The 18,748-nt window shown below is 67.4% G+C and carries 16 protein-coding genes; 11 read left to right on the plus strand and 5 right to left on the minus strand.

Annotation, left to right across the window (positions count from 1 at the left end; translation table 11 throughout):
* Position 1 precedes the first annotated feature (1 nt).
* Positions 2–1,666 carry a sensor histidine kinase gene (locus BM353_RS00625; RefSeq protein WP_092075579.1) on the plus strand — a complete coding sequence of 555 codons (1,665 nt, stop codon included), beginning with the start codon at positions 2–4 and terminating at the stop codon, positions 1,664–1,666.
* 19 nt (positions 1,667–1,685) lie between these two features.
* Here BM353_RS00625 and msrB read toward each other — a convergent pair whose 3' ends face one another.
* Positions 1,686–2,171: a peptide-methionine (R)-S-oxide reductase MsrB gene (gene msrB, locus BM353_RS00630; protein WP_092075581.1), complete on the minus strand. Its 486-nt coding sequence runs from the start codon at positions 2,169–2,171 to the stop codon at positions 1,686–1,688.
* 179 nt (positions 2,172–2,350) lie between these two features.
* Between msrB and cobS the strand changes: the two genes are divergently transcribed.
* From cobS to BM353_RS00665, 7 genes are all read left to right on the plus strand, one after another.
* Positions 2,351–3,337 carry a cobaltochelatase subunit CobS gene (gene cobS / locus BM353_RS00635; protein ID WP_092075583.1) on the plus strand — a complete coding sequence of 329 codons (987 nt, stop codon included), beginning with the start codon at positions 2,351–2,353 and terminating at the stop codon, positions 3,335–3,337.
* Positions 3,334–3,786: a hypothetical protein gene (locus tag BM353_RS00640; RefSeq protein WP_092075585.1), complete on the plus strand. Its 453-nt coding sequence runs from the start codon at positions 3,334–3,336 to the stop codon at positions 3,784–3,786. Before cobS ends, BM353_RS00640 begins: the two co-directional genes overlap by 4 nt.
* A gap of 269 nt (positions 3,787–4,055) precedes the next feature.
* Positions 4,056–4,307, plus strand: a complete 252-nt coding sequence (locus BM353_RS17010; protein ID WP_143104067.1) for a hypothetical protein — start codon at positions 4,056–4,058, stop codon at positions 4,305–4,307.
* Positions 4,308–4,384: 77 nt separating this feature from the next.
* Positions 4,385–6,253, plus strand: coding sequence for a cobaltochelatase subunit CobT (gene cobT / locus BM353_RS00650; RefSeq protein ID WP_092075589.1), 1,869 nt, complete (start codon positions 4,385–4,387; stop codon positions 6,251–6,253).
* An 18-nt stretch (positions 6,254–6,271) separates the two neighbouring features.
* Positions 6,272–8,065, plus strand: a complete 1,794-nt coding sequence (locus tag BM353_RS00655; protein WP_092075591.1) for an aminopeptidase P family protein — start codon at positions 6,272–6,274, stop codon at positions 8,063–8,065.
* A 56-nt stretch (positions 8,066–8,121) separates the two neighbouring features.
* The gene (locus BM353_RS00660; RefSeq protein ID WP_092075593.1) at positions 8,122–8,466 is read left to right on the plus strand and encodes a DUF427 domain-containing protein; all 345 of its coding nucleotides are present in this window, start codon (positions 8,122–8,124) and stop codon (positions 8,464–8,466) included.
* Between the two features lie 190 nt (positions 8,467–8,656).
* Positions 8,657–10,345, plus strand: coding sequence for a chloride channel protein (locus tag BM353_RS00665; protein ID WP_092075595.1), 1,689 nt, complete (start codon positions 8,657–8,659; stop codon positions 10,343–10,345).
* Between the two features lie 114 nt (positions 10,346–10,459).
* On the opposite strand, the gene recN is transcribed toward BM353_RS00665, so the two are convergent.
* The 4 genes from recN to BM353_RS00685 all read right to left on the minus strand — a co-directional run bounded on the left by recN (position 10,460) and on the right by BM353_RS00685 (position 14,802).
* The gene (gene recN, locus BM353_RS00670; RefSeq protein WP_092075597.1) at positions 10,460–12,109 is read right to left on the minus strand and encodes a DNA repair protein RecN; all 1,650 of its coding nucleotides are present in this window, start codon (positions 12,107–12,109) and stop codon (positions 10,460–10,462) included.
* Between the two features lie 56 nt (positions 12,110–12,165).
* Positions 12,166–12,999, minus strand: coding sequence for an outer membrane protein assembly factor BamD (locus BM353_RS00675; RefSeq protein WP_092075599.1), 834 nt, complete (start codon positions 12,997–12,999; stop codon positions 12,166–12,168).
* A 127-nt stretch (positions 13,000–13,126) separates the two neighbouring features.
* Positions 13,127–13,858, minus strand: coding sequence for a DUF1194 domain-containing protein (locus BM353_RS00680; protein ID WP_092075601.1), 732 nt, complete (start codon positions 13,856–13,858; stop codon positions 13,127–13,129).
* Entirely contained in the window at positions 13,855–14,802 is a 948-nt protein-coding gene (locus tag BM353_RS00685; RefSeq protein ID WP_092075603.1) for a radical SAM protein, read from the minus strand. Before BM353_RS00685 ends, BM353_RS00680 begins: the two co-directional genes overlap by 4 nt.
* A 189-nt stretch (positions 14,803–14,991) precedes the next feature.
* Between BM353_RS00685 and zwf the strand changes: the two genes are divergently transcribed.
* Genes zwf through pgi form a run of 3 tightly spaced genes read left to right on the plus strand, consistent with a single transcriptional unit; the run spans position 14,992 to position 18,731 of the window.
* Complete coding sequence (gene zwf, locus BM353_RS00690; protein ID WP_092075605.1) at positions 14,992–16,443, plus strand: glucose-6-phosphate dehydrogenase; 1,452 nt, start codon at positions 14,992–14,994, stop codon at positions 16,441–16,443.
* Positions 16,422–17,117, plus strand: coding sequence for a 6-phosphogluconolactonase (gene pgl / locus BM353_RS00695; RefSeq protein ID WP_092075607.1), 696 nt, complete (start codon positions 16,422–16,424; stop codon positions 17,115–17,117). Before zwf ends, pgl begins: the two co-directional genes overlap by 22 nt.
* Positions 17,118–17,120: 3 nt before the next feature.
* Entirely contained in the window at positions 17,121–18,731 is a 1,611-nt protein-coding gene (gene pgi / locus BM353_RS00700) for a glucose-6-phosphate isomerase (RefSeq protein ID WP_092075610.1), read from the plus strand.
* Positions 18,732–18,748 lie beyond the last annotated feature (17 nt).

Genomic DNA, 18,748 nt, shown 5'->3' on the forward strand with positions numbered 1-18,748 from the left:
CATGACACGGCTGATCCGCGTCGGTGCAGTGGCGCTTCTGGGGGGCATTGTCGCCTGGATCTGCGGGCTTGCGGTGCACGAGCGGCTAGAGATGCGGCAGATGCGCCGCGATGCGGCTGTGCTTGCCGACAGTTTTGCCCATGATCTGACCCGCCGGCTGGATGTTTTGAGCGTCGCGGCGCGCGGCTGGACCCGCGATCCCGCGCTGGACCTGATCATCTTTCAAGAGCGCGCGAGCGCGATGCGGTTCCTGATCTCCGATATCGAAGGGCTCGCGCGGGTCGACAGCGCAGGCAAGATCGTCGCGTCGATCCCCAAGGAGACCTTCGACCCCCAAACCGACGTCCGCGAGATCTCAGGCCTTTCGGAGGCCAGGCTGAGCGCGATCGAGAGCCGGGGCGTGCCCGACATCGCGCCGCGCATCGCCCCCCCGGCGGGCGGGGAGACGCAGGGCCACAGCTGGATCCTGCACCTCCCGGTGATCAGCGATCGACAGGTGCTCGGCAGCATGTTGATCCAGATTTCGCTCGACGATGTGTTCCACGCCCATCTCGAAAGCCCGGGGCCGCGCGCCATCGAAGAGCGCTACAGGATCTCGGCCACCCTCAATGCCAAGCCCGTGAGTGCGGGCCCGGCGGTGACGCCGGAGGGGCTTCATGCGGTGGGGGAGGCGGCGCTTCTGGGCCATGCGCTTGAGGTCACGCTCCAACCGGGGCGCGAGGTGTTCAGTCTCGTCGCACCGGCGCTCATCCTGCTGTTTGCGGTCGTCGCATCCGTACTGACCGCGTTGTGCGGGCTTCTGTGGGCCCAGCGGCGGGATACGCAGGACGCCAAGGCGCAGCTTTTCGACGCGCTCAACCGGATCGCGTCGCTCAGCGTTGCGCTCAAGGCGGCAAACCTTGCCGGGGAGCGGTCGGAGTCTGAATCGGGGCAGTTGCGCGACGAGGCGGACAGGCTTCTTTCCACCGTGAGCCATGAGGTCCGCACCCCGCTCAACGCGATCATGGGCATGTTCGAGCTCATCGTCTCCCAGGCCAAGACCGACAACGTGCGGCGCAAGGCGCGCACCGGGCTCAGCGCGGCGCAACGGCTGCACCGGCTGATGAGCAACCTGCTTGAACATACCAAGATCCGCGGCGGACGGCTTGAGGTGATGCGCATGTACATGCCAACCGGGCTGCTGTCGCGCAGCTGGGCCAATACTTTGGAAGGGCTGATCAGTCACGCCAGGCATGATGTTGTGGCCGAGGTCACGGTCGCGGACGATCTGCCCGACCGGGTCTACGTCGATCGCGAGCGGGTGGAGCAGATCGTCGTCAACCTGCTCGACAATGCGGTGAAGGCGACGACGGAGGGCAAGGTGCAGGTCGACATGCGGCGCGACGGGCCGAAGGGTGAGAACCTCGTGATCACCGTAACCGACACCGGCCCCGGCATTCCGGCCGATTTCATCGACAGCATCTTCTTGCCCTTCGTCTATCAGGAGGCGAACCCCAAGGCCGCCGCTTCGGGGCTCGGCCTTGCGATCAGCCGCGATCTCGCGCGGGCGATGGAAGGAAGCCTCACGGCCGAGAACCTGCCCGAAGGGGGCGCGCGCTTCACCCTGATCCTGCGCGATGCGGCTGGGGCGAGCGGCCGCGACGACCGGCTCCGCCACAGCGCCTGAGAGCAGGCGCGCGCAGCCGTCAGGCCGCCTTGAACACCAGGCTGACCCCGTTGAGACAGTGGCGCTTGCCGGTGGGCTGGGGCCCGTCGTTGAAGATGTGGCCCAAGTGGCTGCCGCAGCGGCGGCAATGGCATTCCGTCCGGGGGTAGACCAGATAGAAATCCCGCTTGGTGCCGATCGCCTCGGGCAGCGATTGCCAGAAGCTCGGCCAACCGGTCCGGCTGTCGTACTTGGCTTCCGAGGAATAGAGCGCCAGATCGCAGCCCCGGCAGTGATAGATCCCGGCGTCATAGAGCTTGTCGAGCGGCGAGGATCCGGCGCGCTCGGTCGCCTCTTCGCGCATGACAGCGTATTGCTCGGGGGTCAGCATCGCTTGCCATTCCGCCTTGGTGCGGGTGACTTCGAATTCATCTGCGCGGGCGGGCCGGCCAAGGGCGAGCGCCGCGGTGGCGGCCAATCCGCCCGCGAGAAAGCGGCGGCGGGGCGTGGAGGGTACATGTTTCATAGCCTCTAAAATGATGTCAACGCGGCCCGAGCGCAATCTCGGCGGTTGCAAGTTTGCGTGACCGGCGCGCGAGCGGGGGGCAGACGGGCGCGCGCCAAAGCGCCCCGAGTGCTCTTGCCCTTCCAGCCGATATCGGGCACGAGTGGCGACGAGTGGACTTCATGGAAAGGGTGCCTGAAATGGCCGATGACTTGATCGATGTGAACGCAAAGCCGACCGAGGAAATCTCTGTGCGCGAAGTGTTCGGCATCGACTCGGACATGATGGTCCATGGCTTTCCCGAAGCGAGCGCCCGCGTGCCCGATATCGACAGCACCTACAAGTTCGATCCGGACACCACGCTGGCCATCCTCGCCGGGTTCCGCAACAACCGCCGGGTGATGATCCAAGGCTATCACGGGACCGGCAAATCGACCCATATCGAGCAGGTCGCGGCGCGGCTCAACTGGCCCGCGGTGCGCGTCAACCTCGACAGCCATATCTCCCGGATCGACCTGATCGGCAAGGATGCGATCAAGCTCGTCGACGGCAAGCAGACCACCCAGTTTCAGGAGGGCATCCTGCCCTGGGCGCTGCGCAACCCGACCGCGATCGTCTTTGATGAATACGATGCCGGCCGCGCGGATGTGATGTTCGTGATCCAGCGTGTGCTGGAGACCGACGGCAAGCTCACCCTGCTGGACCAGAACGAGGTCATCACCCCGCACAAGTATTTCCGCATTTTCGCCACCGCCAACACCGTGGGCCTTGGCGATACGACGGGCCTTTATCACGGCACGCAGCAGATCAACCAGGGCCAGATGGACCGCTGGTCACTCGTGGCCACGCTGAACTACCTCTCGATCAATGCCGAGGCGGCGATCGTGCTGGCGAAATGCCCGCATTACAACAATGAGCGCGGGCGCAAGATCATCCACCAGATGGTCACCGTCGCCGATTTCACCCGCACGGCCTTCATGAACGGCGAACTCTCCACCGTGATGTCGCCGCGGACGGTCATCGCCTGGGCGCAGAACGCCGAGATTTTCCGCAACACCGGCTACGCCTTCCGCGTGTCCTTCCTCAACAAATGCGATGAGCTGGAGCGCCAGACCGTCGCCGAATTCTACCAGCGTTGCTTTGACGAGGAACTGCCCGAGAGCGCCGCGAGCGTATCGCTGGGATGAGCTACTGCCGCGCGGGGGCGCTGGTGCTGCTTCTGTCTGGCTGCGAGGGCGCGGGGATCCCCTCGGGGATCGGCCCGGTCGGTGGCGGCCCCGTGGCCTTCGTACCCTCGCGGAGCGATCCGCAATGCACCATCACCCGGATCATCGATGGCGACACGATCGCCATGACCTGCGGCGCGCTGTCCGACACAGTTCAGCTCATGGGGTTTGACGCGCCCGAGGCCGAAGAGGCGCAATGCCGCAAGGAGCGCCGGCTGGCGCGCTCCGCCGCTGCGGCCCTGACCACGATTCTGGCCAATGCGGATGTGATCGTGCCGCGCATGTACGGGCGCGACGGTCGTGATCGCGCGCAGGTCGGAATGCACGTCAACGGCACTGCGCTATCGGAGCTGATGACGGTGGCGCGCGTCGCCGTTCCGGGCAGCACGCCGGTCGATTGGTGCAGCTAGCGCCCACGCCGGGTCCCTGAAAGTTTTCAAACTGCCCACTTGATGGGCGGTCAAATTGCCATAAACTCCAATTTATGGGCGCTTTGAAAACATGGACATGCGCTGCACTTCTGGTCCTGGGCGGCCCCGCCTCAGTTTTTGGCGGAGGGTTTGGCGGAGGGCATGGCGCAAATGCGAGCCTTGGGGGCGAGGCGGGCGGCACGGTCGCTCGACTCAAGACCTTCGCCGTCTGCGCGGGGCGGTATTCGGCGCTGATGGAGCATCAGTGGATGTTTGACGGCCCGGCCTCCGAGCGGAGCGAGGCGCGGCGCGCGCTCTTTGCCGATCTGATCGACGCGACGCTACCGCTGGCCGAGGGGGTCGATGGCCGCAAGGTCCTCGCCTGGCGGATCAACGCGAAATTTGCCCATGCCGCGCTCCTGCAACGCGCGCGGTTCTCGACCGAGCCCGCGCCGCTGCGGCAGGCCAAGCGGCTCGCAGATGGGCATCTGGCGCTGTGCGAGGCGATGCTGCTCTCCTGAAGCCGCGCATTTCGGTTGGTCATTTCCCGCAAAGCGCCCTAAGTTGGCCGCCGGACCCCGAACCGATCGAGCCCCCCATGAGCACATCCGACAATCCCGCAGATCCCTTCAAGAAAGCGCTGGCCGAGGCCACCCGGGTCATGGCCGATGATTCCGATCTGACGATCAATTATTCGGTCGATCCGGCGGGGCTTTCGGGCGATCAGATGCGCCTGCCGCAGGTCTCGCGGCGGATGACGAAAGACGAGGTCCTGCTCGCGCGGGGCACGGCCGATGCGCTGGCGCTGCGCCACCGGTATCACGATCCGGCCGTGGCCGGGCGCTACATGCCGCAGGGCCAGATGGCGCGTGAGCTGTTTGACGCGATGGAGGCGGCGCGCTGCGAGGCGATGGGCGCGCGCGACATGCCCGGCACCGCGGGCAACATCGACGCCAAGATCGGCCACGATGCCATGCGCAAGGGGTATGATCAGATTTCCAAGGCCTCCGACGCGCCGCTCGCCGCCGCGGCGGGCTATCTGGTGCGCGCGCTCGCGACCGGGCGCGTTCTGCCGCAGGGCGCCGAAAACGTGCTCAACCTCTGGCGCGGCCATATCGAGGAACAGGCGCAAGGCACGCTCGCGGGGCTTGGTGAAAAGCTTTCGGATCAGGCGGCTTTTGCCCGTTTTGCCCGCCAGATCATCGACGATCTGGGCTATGGCGACCAACTCGGCGACGACCCCGACGCGCCCGACGACGATCAGGACGACGGCGCCGAGGAGGAGCAGGACGAGGAAGAGGCCCCCGACAGCACAGGCGAGAGCGACGAGGATGAGGCCGAAGCCTCGCCCGAACAATCGCAGGAGCAGCAGGCCGACGCCGCCGATGCACAGGTCAGCTCCGATGACATGGCCGATCAGGAGGGGATGGAGGACGAGGACTTCCCCGATGGCGAGGCGCCGCATGAGCCCGCGCCGCCGCCGCCCTTCTCCGAAGCCGATCCGACCTATGTGGTCTATGACACGCAGTATGACGAGGAAATTCCCGCGCAGGAGCTGGCAGAACCGGCCGAGCTTGAAAGGCTCCGGGCCTATCTCGACCAGCAGTTGGAGCCGCTCAAGGGGGCGGTCTCGCGGCTGGCGAACAAGCTTCAGCGGCGGCTTCAGGCGCAGCAGAACCGCTCGTGGCAGTTTGACCGCGAGGAGGGGATCCTCGATGCGGGCCGGCTCGCGCGCGTCGTGGCCAACCCGACCACGCCGCTCAGCTTCAAGATCGAGAAGGACACCGAGTTCCGCGATACGGTGGTGACCCTTCTGCTCGACAATTCCGGCTCGATGCGGGGCCGGCCGATCTCCATCGCGGCGATCTGTGCCGATGTGCTCGCTCGGACGCTGGAGCGCTGTTCGGTCAAGGTCGAGATCCTCGGCTTCACCACGCGGGCCTGGAAGGGCGGGCTGGCGCGGGAGAAATGGCTCGCCGATGGACGCCCGCAACAGCCCGGCCGGCTCAACGATCTGCGCCACATCATCTACAAATCCGCCGATGCCCCCTGGCGGCGCACGCGCGACAATCTCGGCCTGATGATGAAAGAGGGGCTGCTGAAGGAAAACATCGACGGCGAGGCGCTGGAATGGGCGCACCGGCGCCTGCAGTACCGGCCCGAGGCGCGCAAGATCCTGATGGTGATCTCCGACGGCGCGCCGGTCGATGACAGCACGCTCTCGGTCAACCCGGCGAGCTTTCTGGAAAAACACCTGCGCGACGTGATCGCGATGGTCGAACGGCGCAAGATGGTCGAGCTCGTGGCGATCGGCATCGGCCATGACGTGACGCGCTATTATGACCGCGCGGTGACGATCACGGATGTGGATCAGCTCGCCGGCGCGATGACCGAGCAGCTCGCGACGCTGTTCGATCCCGACCCGAGGGCGCGGGCGCGCATGTTCGGCATCCGCAAGGCGGGATGAGACGGGAAGGGGAGCGCGATGTTCCAGAGCTTTGAGGTCACCGCGCGCCCCGAGCAGGGGCCGCCGCGTCTGGCGGCGCTCCGCGCGGAGATGGCGCGCGTCGGGCTCGATGGTGTCGTCGTGCCCCGGGCCGATGCGCATCAGGGCGAATATGTCGCGCCGTGCGATGCGCGGCTTGAGTGGCTGACCGGGTTCACCGGCTCGGCGGGGTTTGCCGCGGTTCTGGCGGACAAGGCCGGGGTCTTTGTCGACGGGCGCTACCGGGTGCAGGTCCGGGCGCAAGTGGCGACAGAGGTCTTCACGCCCATCGACTGGCCCGAGGTCAAGCTTGCGGACTGGCTCCTCGACCATGCGGGCGCGGGCGCGAAGATCGGGTTCGATCCGTGGCTTCATACCTGCGACGAGATCGCCCGGCTGACCGAGGCGCTCGGAGAGCGGGTGACGCTGGTGGCCACCGAGACCCCCGTGGATCGCGTCTGGCCGGACCGGCCCGCGCCGCCGGGCGGGGCGGCCGAGGCCTATCCCGATGCGCTCGCGGGCCGGAGCGCCGCGGAAAAGCGGGCGCTTTGCGCCGAGGCGCTGGCCGGAACGGGCGAGGCTGTCGCGGTGCTGACCTTGCCCGATTCCATCTGCTGGCTGCTCAACATGCGCGGCTCGGACATTCCCCGGATCCCGATCGTGCAGAGTTTCGCGCTGCTCCATGCCGATCAGAGCGTCGATCTCTTCATCGCGCCGGAAAAATGCGCCGGCCTCTCGCTCGGGCCCGAGGTGCGGCTGCACCCGCCGGAGGCCTTCGCCGAGCGCCTGCGCGGGGTGACTGGCCGTGTGCGGATCGATCCGAAATCCGCGCCGCGCGCGGTGGCCGATCTTCTTGGCGAGGGCGCGGCGGAGATCACCTTCGGGCCCGATCCCTGCGTGCTGCCCAAGGCCTGCAAGACCGAGGCGGAGATCGCCGCCACGCGCGAGGCGCATCTGCGCGACGGGGCGGCGATGTGCCGCTTCCTGCACTGGCTGGACGCCCAGACACCGGGCGGCTTTACCGAGATCGACGCGGTGCGCGCGCTCGAAGACGCCCGCCGCGAGACCGGCGCGCTGCGCGACATTTCCTTCGATACAATCAGCGGCGCGGGCCCCCATGGCGCGATCGTGCATTACCGCGTCACCGAAGAGACGGACCGGACGGTTGGCCCGGGGGACTTGCTGCTCGTCGACAGCGGCGGGCAGTATCTCGACGGGACGACCGACATCACCCGGACCATGGCGATAGGCACCCCGGACGCGGAAATGATCGCGGCCTATACACGCGTGCTGCAGGGCATGATCGCGCTCAGCCGGATCCGCTGGCCCAAGGGGCTCGCGGGGCGAGATCTCGATGCGCTGGCGCGCGCGCCGCTGTGGATGGCGGGGATGGATTACGATCACGGGACGGGCCACGGCGTGGGGGTCTATCTTTCGGTTCACGAGGGGCCGCAGCGGTTCAGCCGGCTGTCCGAGACGCCGCTGCTGCCGGGGATGATCCTGTCGAACGAGCCGGGCTATTACCGCGAGGGGGCGTTCGGCATCCGCATCGAGAATCTCGTGGTGGTCACCGAGGCGGCGCCCGTGCCCGGCGGCGATCCGCACCGGGCGTTTCACGGGCTGGAGACTCTGACCCTCGCGCCTTTTGATCGGCGCCTGATCGATGCCGAACGGCTGAGCGCGCCCGAGCGCGACTGGGTCGACGCCTACCACCTCACCTGTCGCGAGCGCCTGTTGCCCAGTCTGGGCAAGGAGGCGGGGATGTGGTTAATGACAGCAACGCAACCGCTTTGACATGAAACTGTCACCTGAGATGTGCAAAGCGATGGGTAAGACAAGAGGAGCGCAGGATGGCGAATGATATCAGGATCCGGAACGCGGGCGGGACATGGGTTGTCCGGGCCGGGGGGGCGGTACTGGGTGAGAGCAGCCGGGCGCTGGAGCTGAGCGAAGGCGATCTCGTGCCGGTGATCTATTTCCCGCGCGGCGATCTTGCGATGGCCTTCCTTGATGAGACCGCCACGCGCACGACCTGCCCCAAGAAGGGTGAGGCCACGCATTATTCCATCGTCCTGAAGAGCTTCACGCTCGACGACGCGGCCTGGTCCTATGAGGCGCCGAAGGACGAGGTCGCGGCGATCGAAGGGTACGTGGCCTTCTATCCGCGCGACGAGGTGGCGGTCGAACAGATCTGATCCGCGCGCGCGGGCAGTGTCCGACCTAGGCGGTTCAAGCCCACCGCCCCGAGCCGCAAACTGTTGCGCCGGGGCACAGGCGCGCCACAAAATCCCGCCCCGGGCGGGGCTTTGCCTTCATCGCCGGTCCCCTCTGATCTAGAGATGGGGCACTGGCCCGGGCGGACCCGGGCCGTCGCCGGGGCAGATCATGTCACAGACCGACAGCGCGCCGATCAGGCGTGCCCTCAGCCAGATGCGGGCCGACGCGACACGCGCGATTGCGCTGTTGCGTGAGGAGGGCCCGCGCGAGGTGGGGTTCTGGTTCCTCGCGCTTTTCGTCGGGATCGCGGCGGGGACGGCGGCGCTGATCTTCCGGCTCGCGATCGACTGGCTGCAAGCCACACTCTACGGCACCGAAGACGTCAGCCGCCTGCACTCCTTTGCCGAAACGCTGGAGTGGTACTGGGTGCTGGCGATCCCCATTGTCGGCGGGGTGATTGTCGGGGTCCTGTTGCAGACTCTCACGCCGGACAACCGCGTTCGCACCGTCGCCGATGTCATCGAGGGCGCGGCGCTGCGCGAGGGGCGGGTTGAACGGCGGGCGGGCATTGCCTCCGTGATTGCCTCGTGGATCACGCTCTCGACCGGGGGCAGCACGGGCCGGGAGGGGCCGGTGGTGCATATGGCGGCGTTGATCTCGACCTGGGCGGCCGATGCGGTGCGCGCCGATCCGGTGCGGGCGCGCGATCTGCTTGGCTGCGCGGTGGCGGCGGCTGTCTCGGCCAGTTTCAACGCGCCGATCGCGGGCGCGCTTTTCGCGCTTGAGGTGGTGCTGCGGCACTTCGCGCTGCATGCGCTCGCGCCCATCGTGGTGGCCAGCGCGGCCGGGACGGTGATCAACCGGCTGGCCTATGGCGACGTCACCGAATTCGTTCTGCCGGGCACCTCGGCGCTTGAGTTCTATGTCGAGCTTCCGGCCTTCTTGCTGCTCGGGCTGGTCTGCGGGATCGTGGCCACGCTGATGATGCGCTCGGTGCTCTTGGCCGAGCGGGTCGAGACGCGTCTTCAGGCGCGGTGGGGCACGGCGCCCTGGATGCGGCCGGCGCTGGCGGGGGTGTTGCTCGGCCTGATCGCCATTGCCTTTCCGCATATCATCGGGGTGGGCTATGAAACCACCAGCGATGCGCTGACCGGAAAACTGCTGCTGCACGAGGCGGTTGTCTTCGCGGGGATCAAGGTTGTCGCGGTGGCGATCACCATCGGGGGCCGGATGGGCGGCGGGATCTTTTCGCCGTCGCTCATGGTCGGCGCGCTCACCGGGCTTGCCTTCGGGCTGATCGCGACAGGGCTATTCCCGGAGGTTTCGGGCAGCCACACGCTCTATGCGCTGGCCGGGATGGGGGCGGTGGCGGCGTCGGTGCTCGGCGCGCCGATCTCGACGACGCTGATCGTCTTTGAACTCACGGGCGACTGGCAGACGGGGCTTGCGGTCATGGTCTCGGTGTCGATCTCGACGGCGGTTTCGGCGAACCTTGTGACGCGGTCATTTTTCCTCACCCAGCTCGCCCGTCGGCGGGTGCATCTTGCGGCGGGGCCGCAGGCGTATCTGCTGCGGATGTTCATCGTGCGCAACGTGATGCGGCCGGTGGGGAGCGACGGGGTGAGCGAGGAGGCCTGTTGGGGGCTGATCCGGGCCGGCACCTATATCGACGGAAACGCGACGCTGGAGACCGCGATGCCGATGTTCGAGACGGCGGGCGTTGCGTTCCTGCCGGTGGTTCCGCTGAGCGAAGGCAAAGAGGCGCCGCCGGAGCTGATGGGCGCTTTGTTTCACATCGATGCGCTGAAGATCTACAACCGGGCGCTGGCGGCGACGGCGGCTGAAGAGCATTCCTGAGCGAGTGATCTCGTGATCATGCGGAGGCGCCTTGCGGCGCCACGTCTTTGGGTTGCGCCGCCTTCGGCGTCGCGCGGGGGCGCGCGCGGGCTGGCGCCCACGCGCGCCTCTGTCTCAGCCATCGAGCAGGGAGCGGGCGGCGGCGCGGGCTTCGTCGGTGATGCTGTCGCCGGCGAGCATGCGGGCGAGCTCATCCACGCGGGCGGCGGTGTCGAGGGGGGTCACGGTGGAGAGGGTCGTGTCCTGTTCCACGCGTTTCTCGACGCGCCAATGGTGGCTTGCGCGGGCGGCGACCTGGGGCGCGTGGGTGACCACGAGCACCTGGCCACGGGCGCCGAGGGCGGCGAGGCGACGGCCGACCGCGTCCGCCGTGGCGCCGCCGACGCCGCGGTCGATTTCGTCGAAGATCAGCGTTTTGCCCTCGCTGTCGCCGGCGAGGCAGACCTTGAGCGCGAGGAGAAAACGGCTGAGTTCACCGCCCGAGGCGATGCGAGCGAGGGGACCGGCGGGGGCTCCGGGGTTGGTGGCGACGGTGAAGGAGACCTCGTCCTGTCCGTCGGGGCCGGGCTCGGCGGGGGAGATGTCCGTCAGGAAGCGCGCGCGTTCCATCTTGAGCGGGGCGAGCTCTTTGGCGACGGCGGTATCGAGGCTCCGGGCGGCGGCGCGGCGGGCGTCTGACAGCGCGGCGGCGGCGGCCTCGTAGGCTGCGTCGGCGTCGCGCAGTTCGCTGTCGAGCCGGGCGGTATCCTGGCCGCTGTCGTCGATCCGGGCGATGCGGGCGCGGAGAGTTTCGCCGTGCTCTTCGAGCGCGTCGGGCGTGACCTGATGCTTGCGGGCGAGCGCGCGGATCGCGAAGAGACGCTCTTCGGTGGCGTCGAGATCCGAGGCATCGAAGGCCAGCGCGTCGAGGCAATCGGTGATCCCACGGGCGGCTTCGTCCAGCTCGACCATCGCGCGGGTGACGGCTTCCATCGGCGCGTCGAGCCGGCCCTCGGCGTGGTCGGCCGCACCTTCGAGCCAGCGCAGCGCATCGCTGGCGGCGCCCTCAGCTCCGTCGCGTCCGAGCGCGTCGATGGCGCGGGCGAGTTCTGCGCGGATGCGCTCGGCGGATTGCATGAGGCGGCGGCGGCTGTCGAGCTCTGGCTCCTCGCCGGGGCGGGGCGCGAGCGTATCGAATTCGGCCACGGCGTGGCGCAGGAAGTCCTCTTCGGCGCGCAGCTCGGCCAGTTCGGCCTCTGCGGCAGCGCGCGCCTTGCGGGCTTTTTGGCGGGCGGACCAGGCTTTGGCCACGGCGCCGCGTGGGGCGTCGAGTGCGCCGTAGCGGTCCAGGATCTCGCGGTGCCCGCGCGGGTTGAGCAGGCCGCGCTCGTCATGCTGGCCGTGGAGCTCCAGCAGGAGGGCAGAGAGCTGGCGCAAGACCTCGCCGCTCGTCCGGCGATCATTGACATAGGCCGTCTTGCGCCCATCGCGACCGTTGATCCGGCGCAGCACGAGCTCGTCCTCTTTCGGCAAGCCGGCCTCGGCCAGAATATCGCGCGCGGGGTGATCGGGGGAGAGGTCGAAGACCGCCGTGACCTCGCCTTGCGCCGCGCCCTCGCGCACCAGATCGGCGCGCCCGCGCCAGCCGAGCACGAAGCCAAGCGCATCGAGCAGGATGGATTTGCCGGCCCCGGTCTCGCCCGTCAGCACATTGAGCCCGGCCTCGAACTCGAGCGTCAGCCGGTCGATGATGAGCATGTCGCGAATGTCGAGCGTTCGCAGCATGGGCGGCTCCGGTCAGGCCGCGGGGCGGCGGGCCGGCGCGCCGCGATGCGCCGCGCTCACAGCCACTCGCCGCGGAGGACCTGGCGGTAGATCTGCGACAGCCAGTTGTTTCCGAGCGCGCGCGGCTCCAGCCCCTGACCGGTCAGCAGCGCGTAGCTGTCCTGATACCACTCCGAGCTCTGGTAATTGTGGCCCAAAATCGCGCCGGCGGCCTGCGCTTCTTCGGCGAGCCCGAGCGAGAGATAGGCCTCGACCAGCCGGTGCAGCGCCTCTGGCGTGTGGCTGGTGGTCTGGAAATCCTCGACCACGACGCGGAACCGCTTGATCGCAGCGGCGTAATGCGCGCGGCGCATGTAGAAGCGGCCGACCTCCATCTCCTTGCCGGCGAGATGGTCGAAGGCGAGGTCGAATTTGAGAATGGCGGACTGGGCGTATTCGCTGTCGGGGTAGCGCTCGATCACGACGCGCAGCGCCTGCAGCGCCTGGAAGGTCAGCCCCTGATCGCGGCCGACCTCGTCGATCTGGTCGTAGTAGCTCAGGGCGAGGAGGTATTGCGCGTAGGCCGCATCCTCGTCGGCGGGATAGAAGTCGATGTAGCGCTGCGCGGCGGCGCGGCTGTTCTCGTAGTCGGTGTCCCGGTGGAAGGAAAACGCCTGCATGATGAGCGCGCGCTTGGCCAGTTCGGAATAGGGGTAGAGGCGCTCGACCTCACCGAAATAGAAGGCCGCCTGATCTTCCTTGCCGCGGTTGAGCTCGAACTCGGCGCGCTCGAAGATCTCCGAGGCGGTGTAGTTTTCGAGCGGCACGCGCGGCGCCGTCACGCCGCAGGCCCCAAGCCCCGCGGCCAGAAGAAGAGCCGTCAAACCTCTGCGCGCTGCTCTGCCTGCCATCACTTACTCGCGTCGTCCTTTTTCGCGGGCACTGCCGCGTCGTTCGGCTTGGTCTAGCATAGAAAATTCCGGGGAAAAACGCCTTATCGCAATTGCGGGTCGCGGGCGGAGGAGCCTCGCCGATGCCTCAGTTTCCAGCCAGTCTCGGGGCATGCGTGCCGGAAATCTCCAAAATGAGCTTGCGCCGGATGGCATCGGCAAAGCTGGCGCGGGTCTCGGCGGTGATGACGAAAGCGCCGGGGCCGCCGATGATGCGGTCTTCGTAGATGGCTTCGAGCCCGCCTTGCGCGCGGCCCGGATCTCCGGGGCGCAGAATCGGCAGGGCGTTGATCGTGATTCCGGCGGCGAGGACGCGGGCGCGGGCCTCGGCGATGGTCGGGCCGGCGTAGTTGCTCGCGGAATCGCCGGAGAAATCGATGACCTTGCGCCAGCCGTCATGCTCGTTCTGCTCGATCATGCGCAGCCCGTCGAGCAGGGCCGCGCCGATGGCGTTGCGGCCGTAGGCCTGACGCGGTTTGGATCGGAGCTCTTCGGCGAAGCGCGCCGCGTCTGCGGCGCCGCCGATCACGGTCCAGTCAGCGACGATGGCGGTGTTGGCGGCCCATTCGACATAGGTGACCGCGATCGAGCCATAGGCGGTCCCGGCGATGGCGGCGAGCACCTCGGGGTCGGTGATCGCGGTCGCGTAGCCCTCGCGTTGGAAGGCGATTTCGCGGGCGTCGATGGAGCCGGAAGCATCGGCGAGGAGCACCAGTTCGAGGTCGGTGTCCTGCGCCGCGAGCGGGCCGGCGGCCAGCAGAAGGGCAGAGAGGAAGGCGAGGTGCACGCGGCGCCGCCCTGATCCCCGCGCGCCCTTCATGCGGAACAAGAGGCGCCGCCAAGGACGCAGAATTTGGCGCAATGGGGGTGGTTGAGAGCCACGTCGCGCTCGGCCTCTTGCAGCGTCGTGCCGAGCTCGAATTCCTCGTCATAGGGCAGCAGCGTGCAGGCGAGGACGGCCGGCGCGTCGGCGCCCTTGCGGCGCACCACCATCCGCGACGAGGCGCACATGACGCTGTCGGGGGATTTGCCCAGAATGCCCCAGCAGGCGGTGGTGATTTCGGGGACATCGACGCGCGCGTCCATCTCCGGAAAGAGCACGGTCTGGCCGGGATCGGCGGCGTCGATCGGATAGCCGCGCTCAGCGTAGAGCCGGGCATAGCCCGCGCGCGCCTCGGCCTCGGTTTCGCCCCAGACAGTGCGCCCGGCGACGGTCATCGTCACACCCGCGTCGCGCAGCCAGTCCATCCCTTCGAGCGTTTTGGCGAAGGCGCCCGCGCCGCGCTCGGCGTCATGATGGCGCGCGCTCCAATGGTCGACCGAGATCCGAAAGGTGAGCTTGCCGGGAAAATCCGCATTCAGCGCGGCGATGCCCTCCCGGACGCGTTTGCGCATCATCGGCCGCATCGCGTTGGTCAGGACAAGAACCTCGCGGCCGGTGTCGAGCGCGGCGCGCAACATCTCTATGATCTGGGGGTTCATGAAGGGCTCGCCGCCGGTGAAGCCGATCTCGCGCGCGGGCCAGGCGCGCTCCTCCAGCTGGGCGAGATAATCGCGCACATCGGCCGCGCTGAGATAGACCAGACGGTCATTCTGCGGGCTCGATTCGATGTAGCAATTGACGCAGGCGATGTTGCACAGCGTCCCGGTATTGAACCACAGCGTTTCGGGATTGGTCAGGGCGACGCGCGCGCGCGGCTCGCCCTTGGCGGTGCGGGCCGGATCGAGAAACTTGCCGGGTGTGCCTTGGTCGAGATCTTTCAAAGGGTCTGCTTTCCTGGGTGCATATTTGACGTACCGCAGCGGGCGGATTGAACAAAGCCCCCTTGACGGAGTTGTGATGCCGCGCTCGGATGCTAGACTTGGCGCGTCACGCGGGCTACACCTCGGCGGAAAGTTCGTTAGCGCTAACGCGATGCGCCGGCCGCATCGCCCCAGCTGAAAGACACTGGCATGGTATCACGCGTCATCCCGGTCGATCCTTTCGACCTCGTCATCTTCGGCGCCACCGGCGATCTGGCCCGGCGCAAAATTCTGCCCGGCCTGTTTGACCGGTTCTGCGACGGGCAGATGCCACCCGAGGCGCGCATCATCGGCGCCGCCCGCTCGGACATGACCTCCGAGGAATTCCGCACTCTGGTCGACGAGGCGATCAGCGAATTCGGCGGCGCGCTGGCCGAGGATCGCGCAGCGGTCGCCCGGTTCCTCGATGCGCTGAGCTACGAGACGGTGGACGCGGTCGGCGAAGACGGCTGGGAGGCGCTGCGCGGCCATCTGCGCGAGGGATTCGTGCGCGCCTTCTACTTCTCGGTGGGCCCGAGCCTCTTTGGCGATATCGCCGAGCGGCTGCGCAGTTTCGGCCTCGCGGATGAAAATTCGCGCATCGTGGTCGAGAAACCCTTCGGCCACGATCTGGCCTCCGCCAAGAAGCTCAACGCGACGCTGGCCCAGCATTTCGACGAAACGCAGATCTACCGGATCGACCATTATCTCGGCAAGGAAACGGTCCAGAACCTGATGGCCGTGCGGTTTGGCAATATGCTCTTCGAGCCGCTGTGGAATTCCCAGTTCATCGATCACATCCAGATCACCGTGGCCGAAACGGTCGGCGTCGGCGGGCGCGGCGGGTACTATGACAAGTCCGGCGCGATGCGCGACATGATCCAGAATCACCTGATGCAGCTCTTGTGCCTCATCGCGATGGAACCGCCCGCCAAGTTCGATCCCGACGCGGTGCGCGACGAAAAGCTCAAGGTCATCCGCGCGCTCGATCCGGTGCAGCATCACCACGTGGTGCGCGGCCAGTACGAGGCGGGCGAGGGGGAGCAGAGCTATCGCGAGGATGCGGGCGATCCGCGCTCGCGGACCGAAAGCTTCGTCGCGCTCAGGCTCAACATTTCCAACTGGCGGTGGGCCGGAACGCCGATCTACTTGCGCACCGGCAAGAAGCTCGCAGTGCGCGAGAGCGAGATCGTGGTGGTCTTCAAGGAGACGCCCCATTCGATCTTCGGCCCCGACGCGGGCAATCATCGCAACGTGCTGGTGATCCGGCTGCAACCCGACGAAGGCATGACGCTCGACGTCACCATCAAGGAGCCGGGGCCGGGGGGCATGCGCCTCGTGGACGTGCCGCTCGACATGAGCTTTGCCGAGGCGCTCGGCCCGGGCGCGCAGGCGCCGGGGGCCTATGAGCGGCTCATCATGGATGTGATCCGCGGCAACCAGACGCTTTTCATGCGTGGCGACGAGGTGGAGGCCGCCTGGGCCTGGACCGATCCGATCATCGAAAGCTGGGTCGCGCGGCACGATGTGCCCAAACCCTATCCACCGGGGTCCTCCGGGCCCGGGGACGCGGATCTTCTGATGCGCCGCGACAAGCGTGAATGGCGGGAGATCAAGGCGTGAGCTACGAGCTGATCAAGTATCCTGACCGCGAGGCGATGATGATCGACCTTGCGATGCGGCTGGCCGACGAGCTGGAATCGGTTCTGCATCACCAGCCCGAGGCGCTTCTGGTGGTGCCCGGCGGGACGACGCCGGGACCGATCTTTGATACGCTGTCGAATATCGACCTGGAGTGGTCGCGGGTGAGTGTCATGCTCAGCGACGAACGCTGGGTCCCCGAGGACAGCCCGCGCTCGAACACGCGGCTCCTGCGCGAGCGGTTGCTGACCGGGCGGGCGGCGGCGGCCACGCTTCTGCCGCTGCACGCGCCGGTCTCGCTGCCGGAGGCGGCGCTGGCCGAACTGGCCGAGGCGATCGCGCCGAAGCTGCCGATCTCGGTCCTGCTGCTGGGCATGGGCGCGGACATGCACACCGCCTCGCTCTTTCCCGGCGCGGATCTGCTGGACGAGGCGCTCGCCCCTGATGCGCCGCTCTTGTTGCCGATGCGCGCGCCCGGAGCGCCCGAGCCGCGCATCACGCTGAGCGCCAACGCGCTTGACGGGGCCATGTCCAAACACATCGTGATCACCGGCGCGGAAAAGCTCGAGGCGCTCTCTCGCGCGAAATCGCTGTCGAAAGCAGAGGCCCCGGTCACGGCGATCTGGGGCGATGCGGTCATTCACTGGGCGGAGTAGACCATGTTCGAATCCCTGAAAACGCTTGCCGAAAAGACGAGGGCGCGGAGCATCCTGTCGCTCTTTGACGACGACACGGAGCGCGCGGCGCAGTATTCAACGACGCTCGGCGATCTGCTGTTCGACTATTCCAAGACCAACCTCGATGTGGAGCAGCGTGCGGCGCTGATCGAGCTTGCGCGCGGGCGCGAGGTCGAGGCGCGGCGGGACGCGATGTTCAGCGGCGCGGAGATCAACGACACCGAGGGCCGCGCGGTGCTGCATACGGCGCTGCGCAATCTCGATGGCGGCCCGGTCGAGGTCGATGGGGTCGATGTCATGCCCGGTGTGCGCGACACGCTCGCGCGGATGCGCGACTTTGCCCGGGCCTTGCGCGAAGGCGCGTTTGCCGGGGAGGGGGGCGCGATCACCGATGTGATCAACATCGGCATCGGCGGCTCCGATCTCGGGCCGGCGATGGCCGTGCGCGCGCTTGCGCCCTATCACGACGGGCCGCGCGTGCATTTCGTCTCCAACGTCGATGGCGCCGATATCGCCGAGGTGTTGCCGCAATGCGATCCCAAGACGACGCTGGTGATCGTCGCCTCCAAGACCTTCACCACCATCGAAACCATGACGAACGCGCGCACCGCGCGGGCCTGGATGAGCGAGGTGGTGTCCGATCCGGCCGCGCAGTTCGCCGCTCTTTCCTCGGCGGGCGACAAGACTTCCGCCTTCGGCATCGCGCCCGAGCGGGTCTTTGGCTTCGAGGATTGGGTCGGCGGGCGGTATTCCATGTGGGGGCCGATTGGCCTCTCGCTCATGATCGCGATCGGGCCGGAGGCGTTTGACGCCTTTCTCCGCGGCGGGCAGGCGATGGACCGCCATTTCCGCGCGGCGCCGCTGGAAGAGAACATGCCGGTGCTTCTGGCGCTGGTGGGGCTGTGGCATCATCAGGTGCTGGGCTACCCGACGCGGGCCGTGCTGCCCTATGACAACCGCCTCGGGCGGCTGCCCGCCTATCTCCAGCAGCTGGAGATGGAAAGCAACGGTAAGCGGGTCAGCATGGATGGAGCGGATCTGGATTATGCCAGCGGGCCGGTGGTCTGGGGCGAGCCCGGGACCAATGGTCAACACGCGTTTTACCAGCTCATCCATCAGGGCACGGGCGTCGTGCCTTGCGAATTCCTGCTGGCCGCGCAGGGGCATGAGCCGGAGCTGCGCCACCAGCATGATCTGCTCGTGGCCAATTGCCTCGCGCAATCCGAAGCGCTGATGCGCGGGCGCGATCTGGACACCGCGCGCGAGATGATGGCGGCGAAGGGGCTTGAGGGGGCGGAACTGGAGCGGCAGGCGCGGCATCGGGTCTTCCCCGGCAACCGCCCCTCGACGACGCTGATCTATCCCAAGCTCACGCCGGAGATCCTCGGCCAGATCATCGCGCTTTATGAACACCGGGTGTTTGTCGAGGGCGTGATTCTCGGGATCAACTCCTTCGATCAATGGGGCGTTGAGCTTGGCAAGGAGCTGGCAACCGCGCTTGGCCCGGTGGTGACGGGCGAGGCGCCCGCCGATGGCAAGGACGGCTCGACGCGGGGGCTGGTATCCTACCTCCTGCGTCATCGCGGCGGCTGACGCGGCGGGCCGGCCCG

This window comes from Poseidonocella sedimentorum (genome assembly GCF_900116005.1).
Taxonomy (GTDB): domain Bacteria; phylum Pseudomonadota; class Alphaproteobacteria; order Rhodobacterales; family Rhodobacteraceae; genus Poseidonocella; species Poseidonocella sedimentorum.

What these genes read in the sequence shown, in the direction of transcription:
- pgi (WP_092075610.1), top strand. Translation starts at nt 17,121, where the DNA reads ATGTTCGAATCCCTGAAAACGCTTGCCGAAAAGACGAGGGCGCGGAGC.
- cobT (WP_092075589.1), top strand. Translation starts at nt 4,385, where the DNA reads ATGAGCACATCCGACAATCCCGCAGATCCCTTCAAGAAAGCGCTGGCC.
- BM353_RS00665 (WP_092075595.1), top strand. Translation starts at nt 8,657, where the DNA reads ATGTCACAGACCGACAGCGCGCCGATCAGGCGTGCCCTCAGCCAGATG.
- BM353_RS17010 (WP_143104067.1), top strand. Translation starts at nt 4,056, where the DNA reads ATGTTTGACGGCCCGGCCTCCGAGCGGAGCGAGGCGCGGCGCGCGCTC.
- zwf (WP_092075605.1), top strand. Translation starts at nt 14,992, where the DNA reads ATGGTATCACGCGTCATCCCGGTCGATCCTTTCGACCTCGTCATCTTC.
- BM353_RS00625 (WP_092075579.1), top strand. Translation starts at nt 2, where the DNA reads ATGACACGGCTGATCCGCGTCGGTGCAGTGGCGCTTCTGGGGGGCATT.
- BM353_RS00680 (WP_092075601.1), bottom strand. Translation starts at nt 13,858, where the DNA reads ATGAAGGGCGCGCGGGGATCAGGGCGGCGCCGCGTGCACCTCGCCTTC.
- cobS (WP_092075583.1), top strand. Translation starts at nt 2,351, where the DNA reads ATGGCCGATGACTTGATCGATGTGAACGCAAAGCCGACCGAGGAAATC.
- pgl (WP_092075607.1), top strand. Translation starts at nt 16,422, where the DNA reads ATGGCGGGAGATCAAGGCGTGAGCTACGAGCTGATCAAGTATCCTGAC.
- msrB (WP_092075581.1), bottom strand. Translation starts at nt 2,171, where the DNA reads ATGAAACATGTACCCTCCACGCCCCGCCGCCGCTTTCTCGCGGGCGGA.
- BM353_RS00675 (WP_092075599.1), bottom strand. Translation starts at nt 12,999, where the DNA reads ATGGCAGGCAGAGCAGCGCGCAGAGGTTTGACGGCTCTTCTTCTGGCC.
- BM353_RS00655 (WP_092075591.1), top strand. Translation starts at nt 6,272, where the DNA reads ATGTTCCAGAGCTTTGAGGTCACCGCGCGCCCCGAGCAGGGGCCGCCG.
- BM353_RS00660 (WP_092075593.1), top strand. Translation starts at nt 8,122, where the DNA reads ATGGCGAATGATATCAGGATCCGGAACGCGGGCGGGACATGGGTTGTC.
- recN (WP_092075597.1), bottom strand. Translation starts at nt 12,109, where the DNA reads ATGCTGCGAACGCTCGACATTCGCGACATGCTCATCATCGACCGGCTG.
- BM353_RS00640 (WP_092075585.1), top strand. Translation starts at nt 3,334, where the DNA reads ATGAGCTACTGCCGCGCGGGGGCGCTGGTGCTGCTTCTGTCTGGCTGC.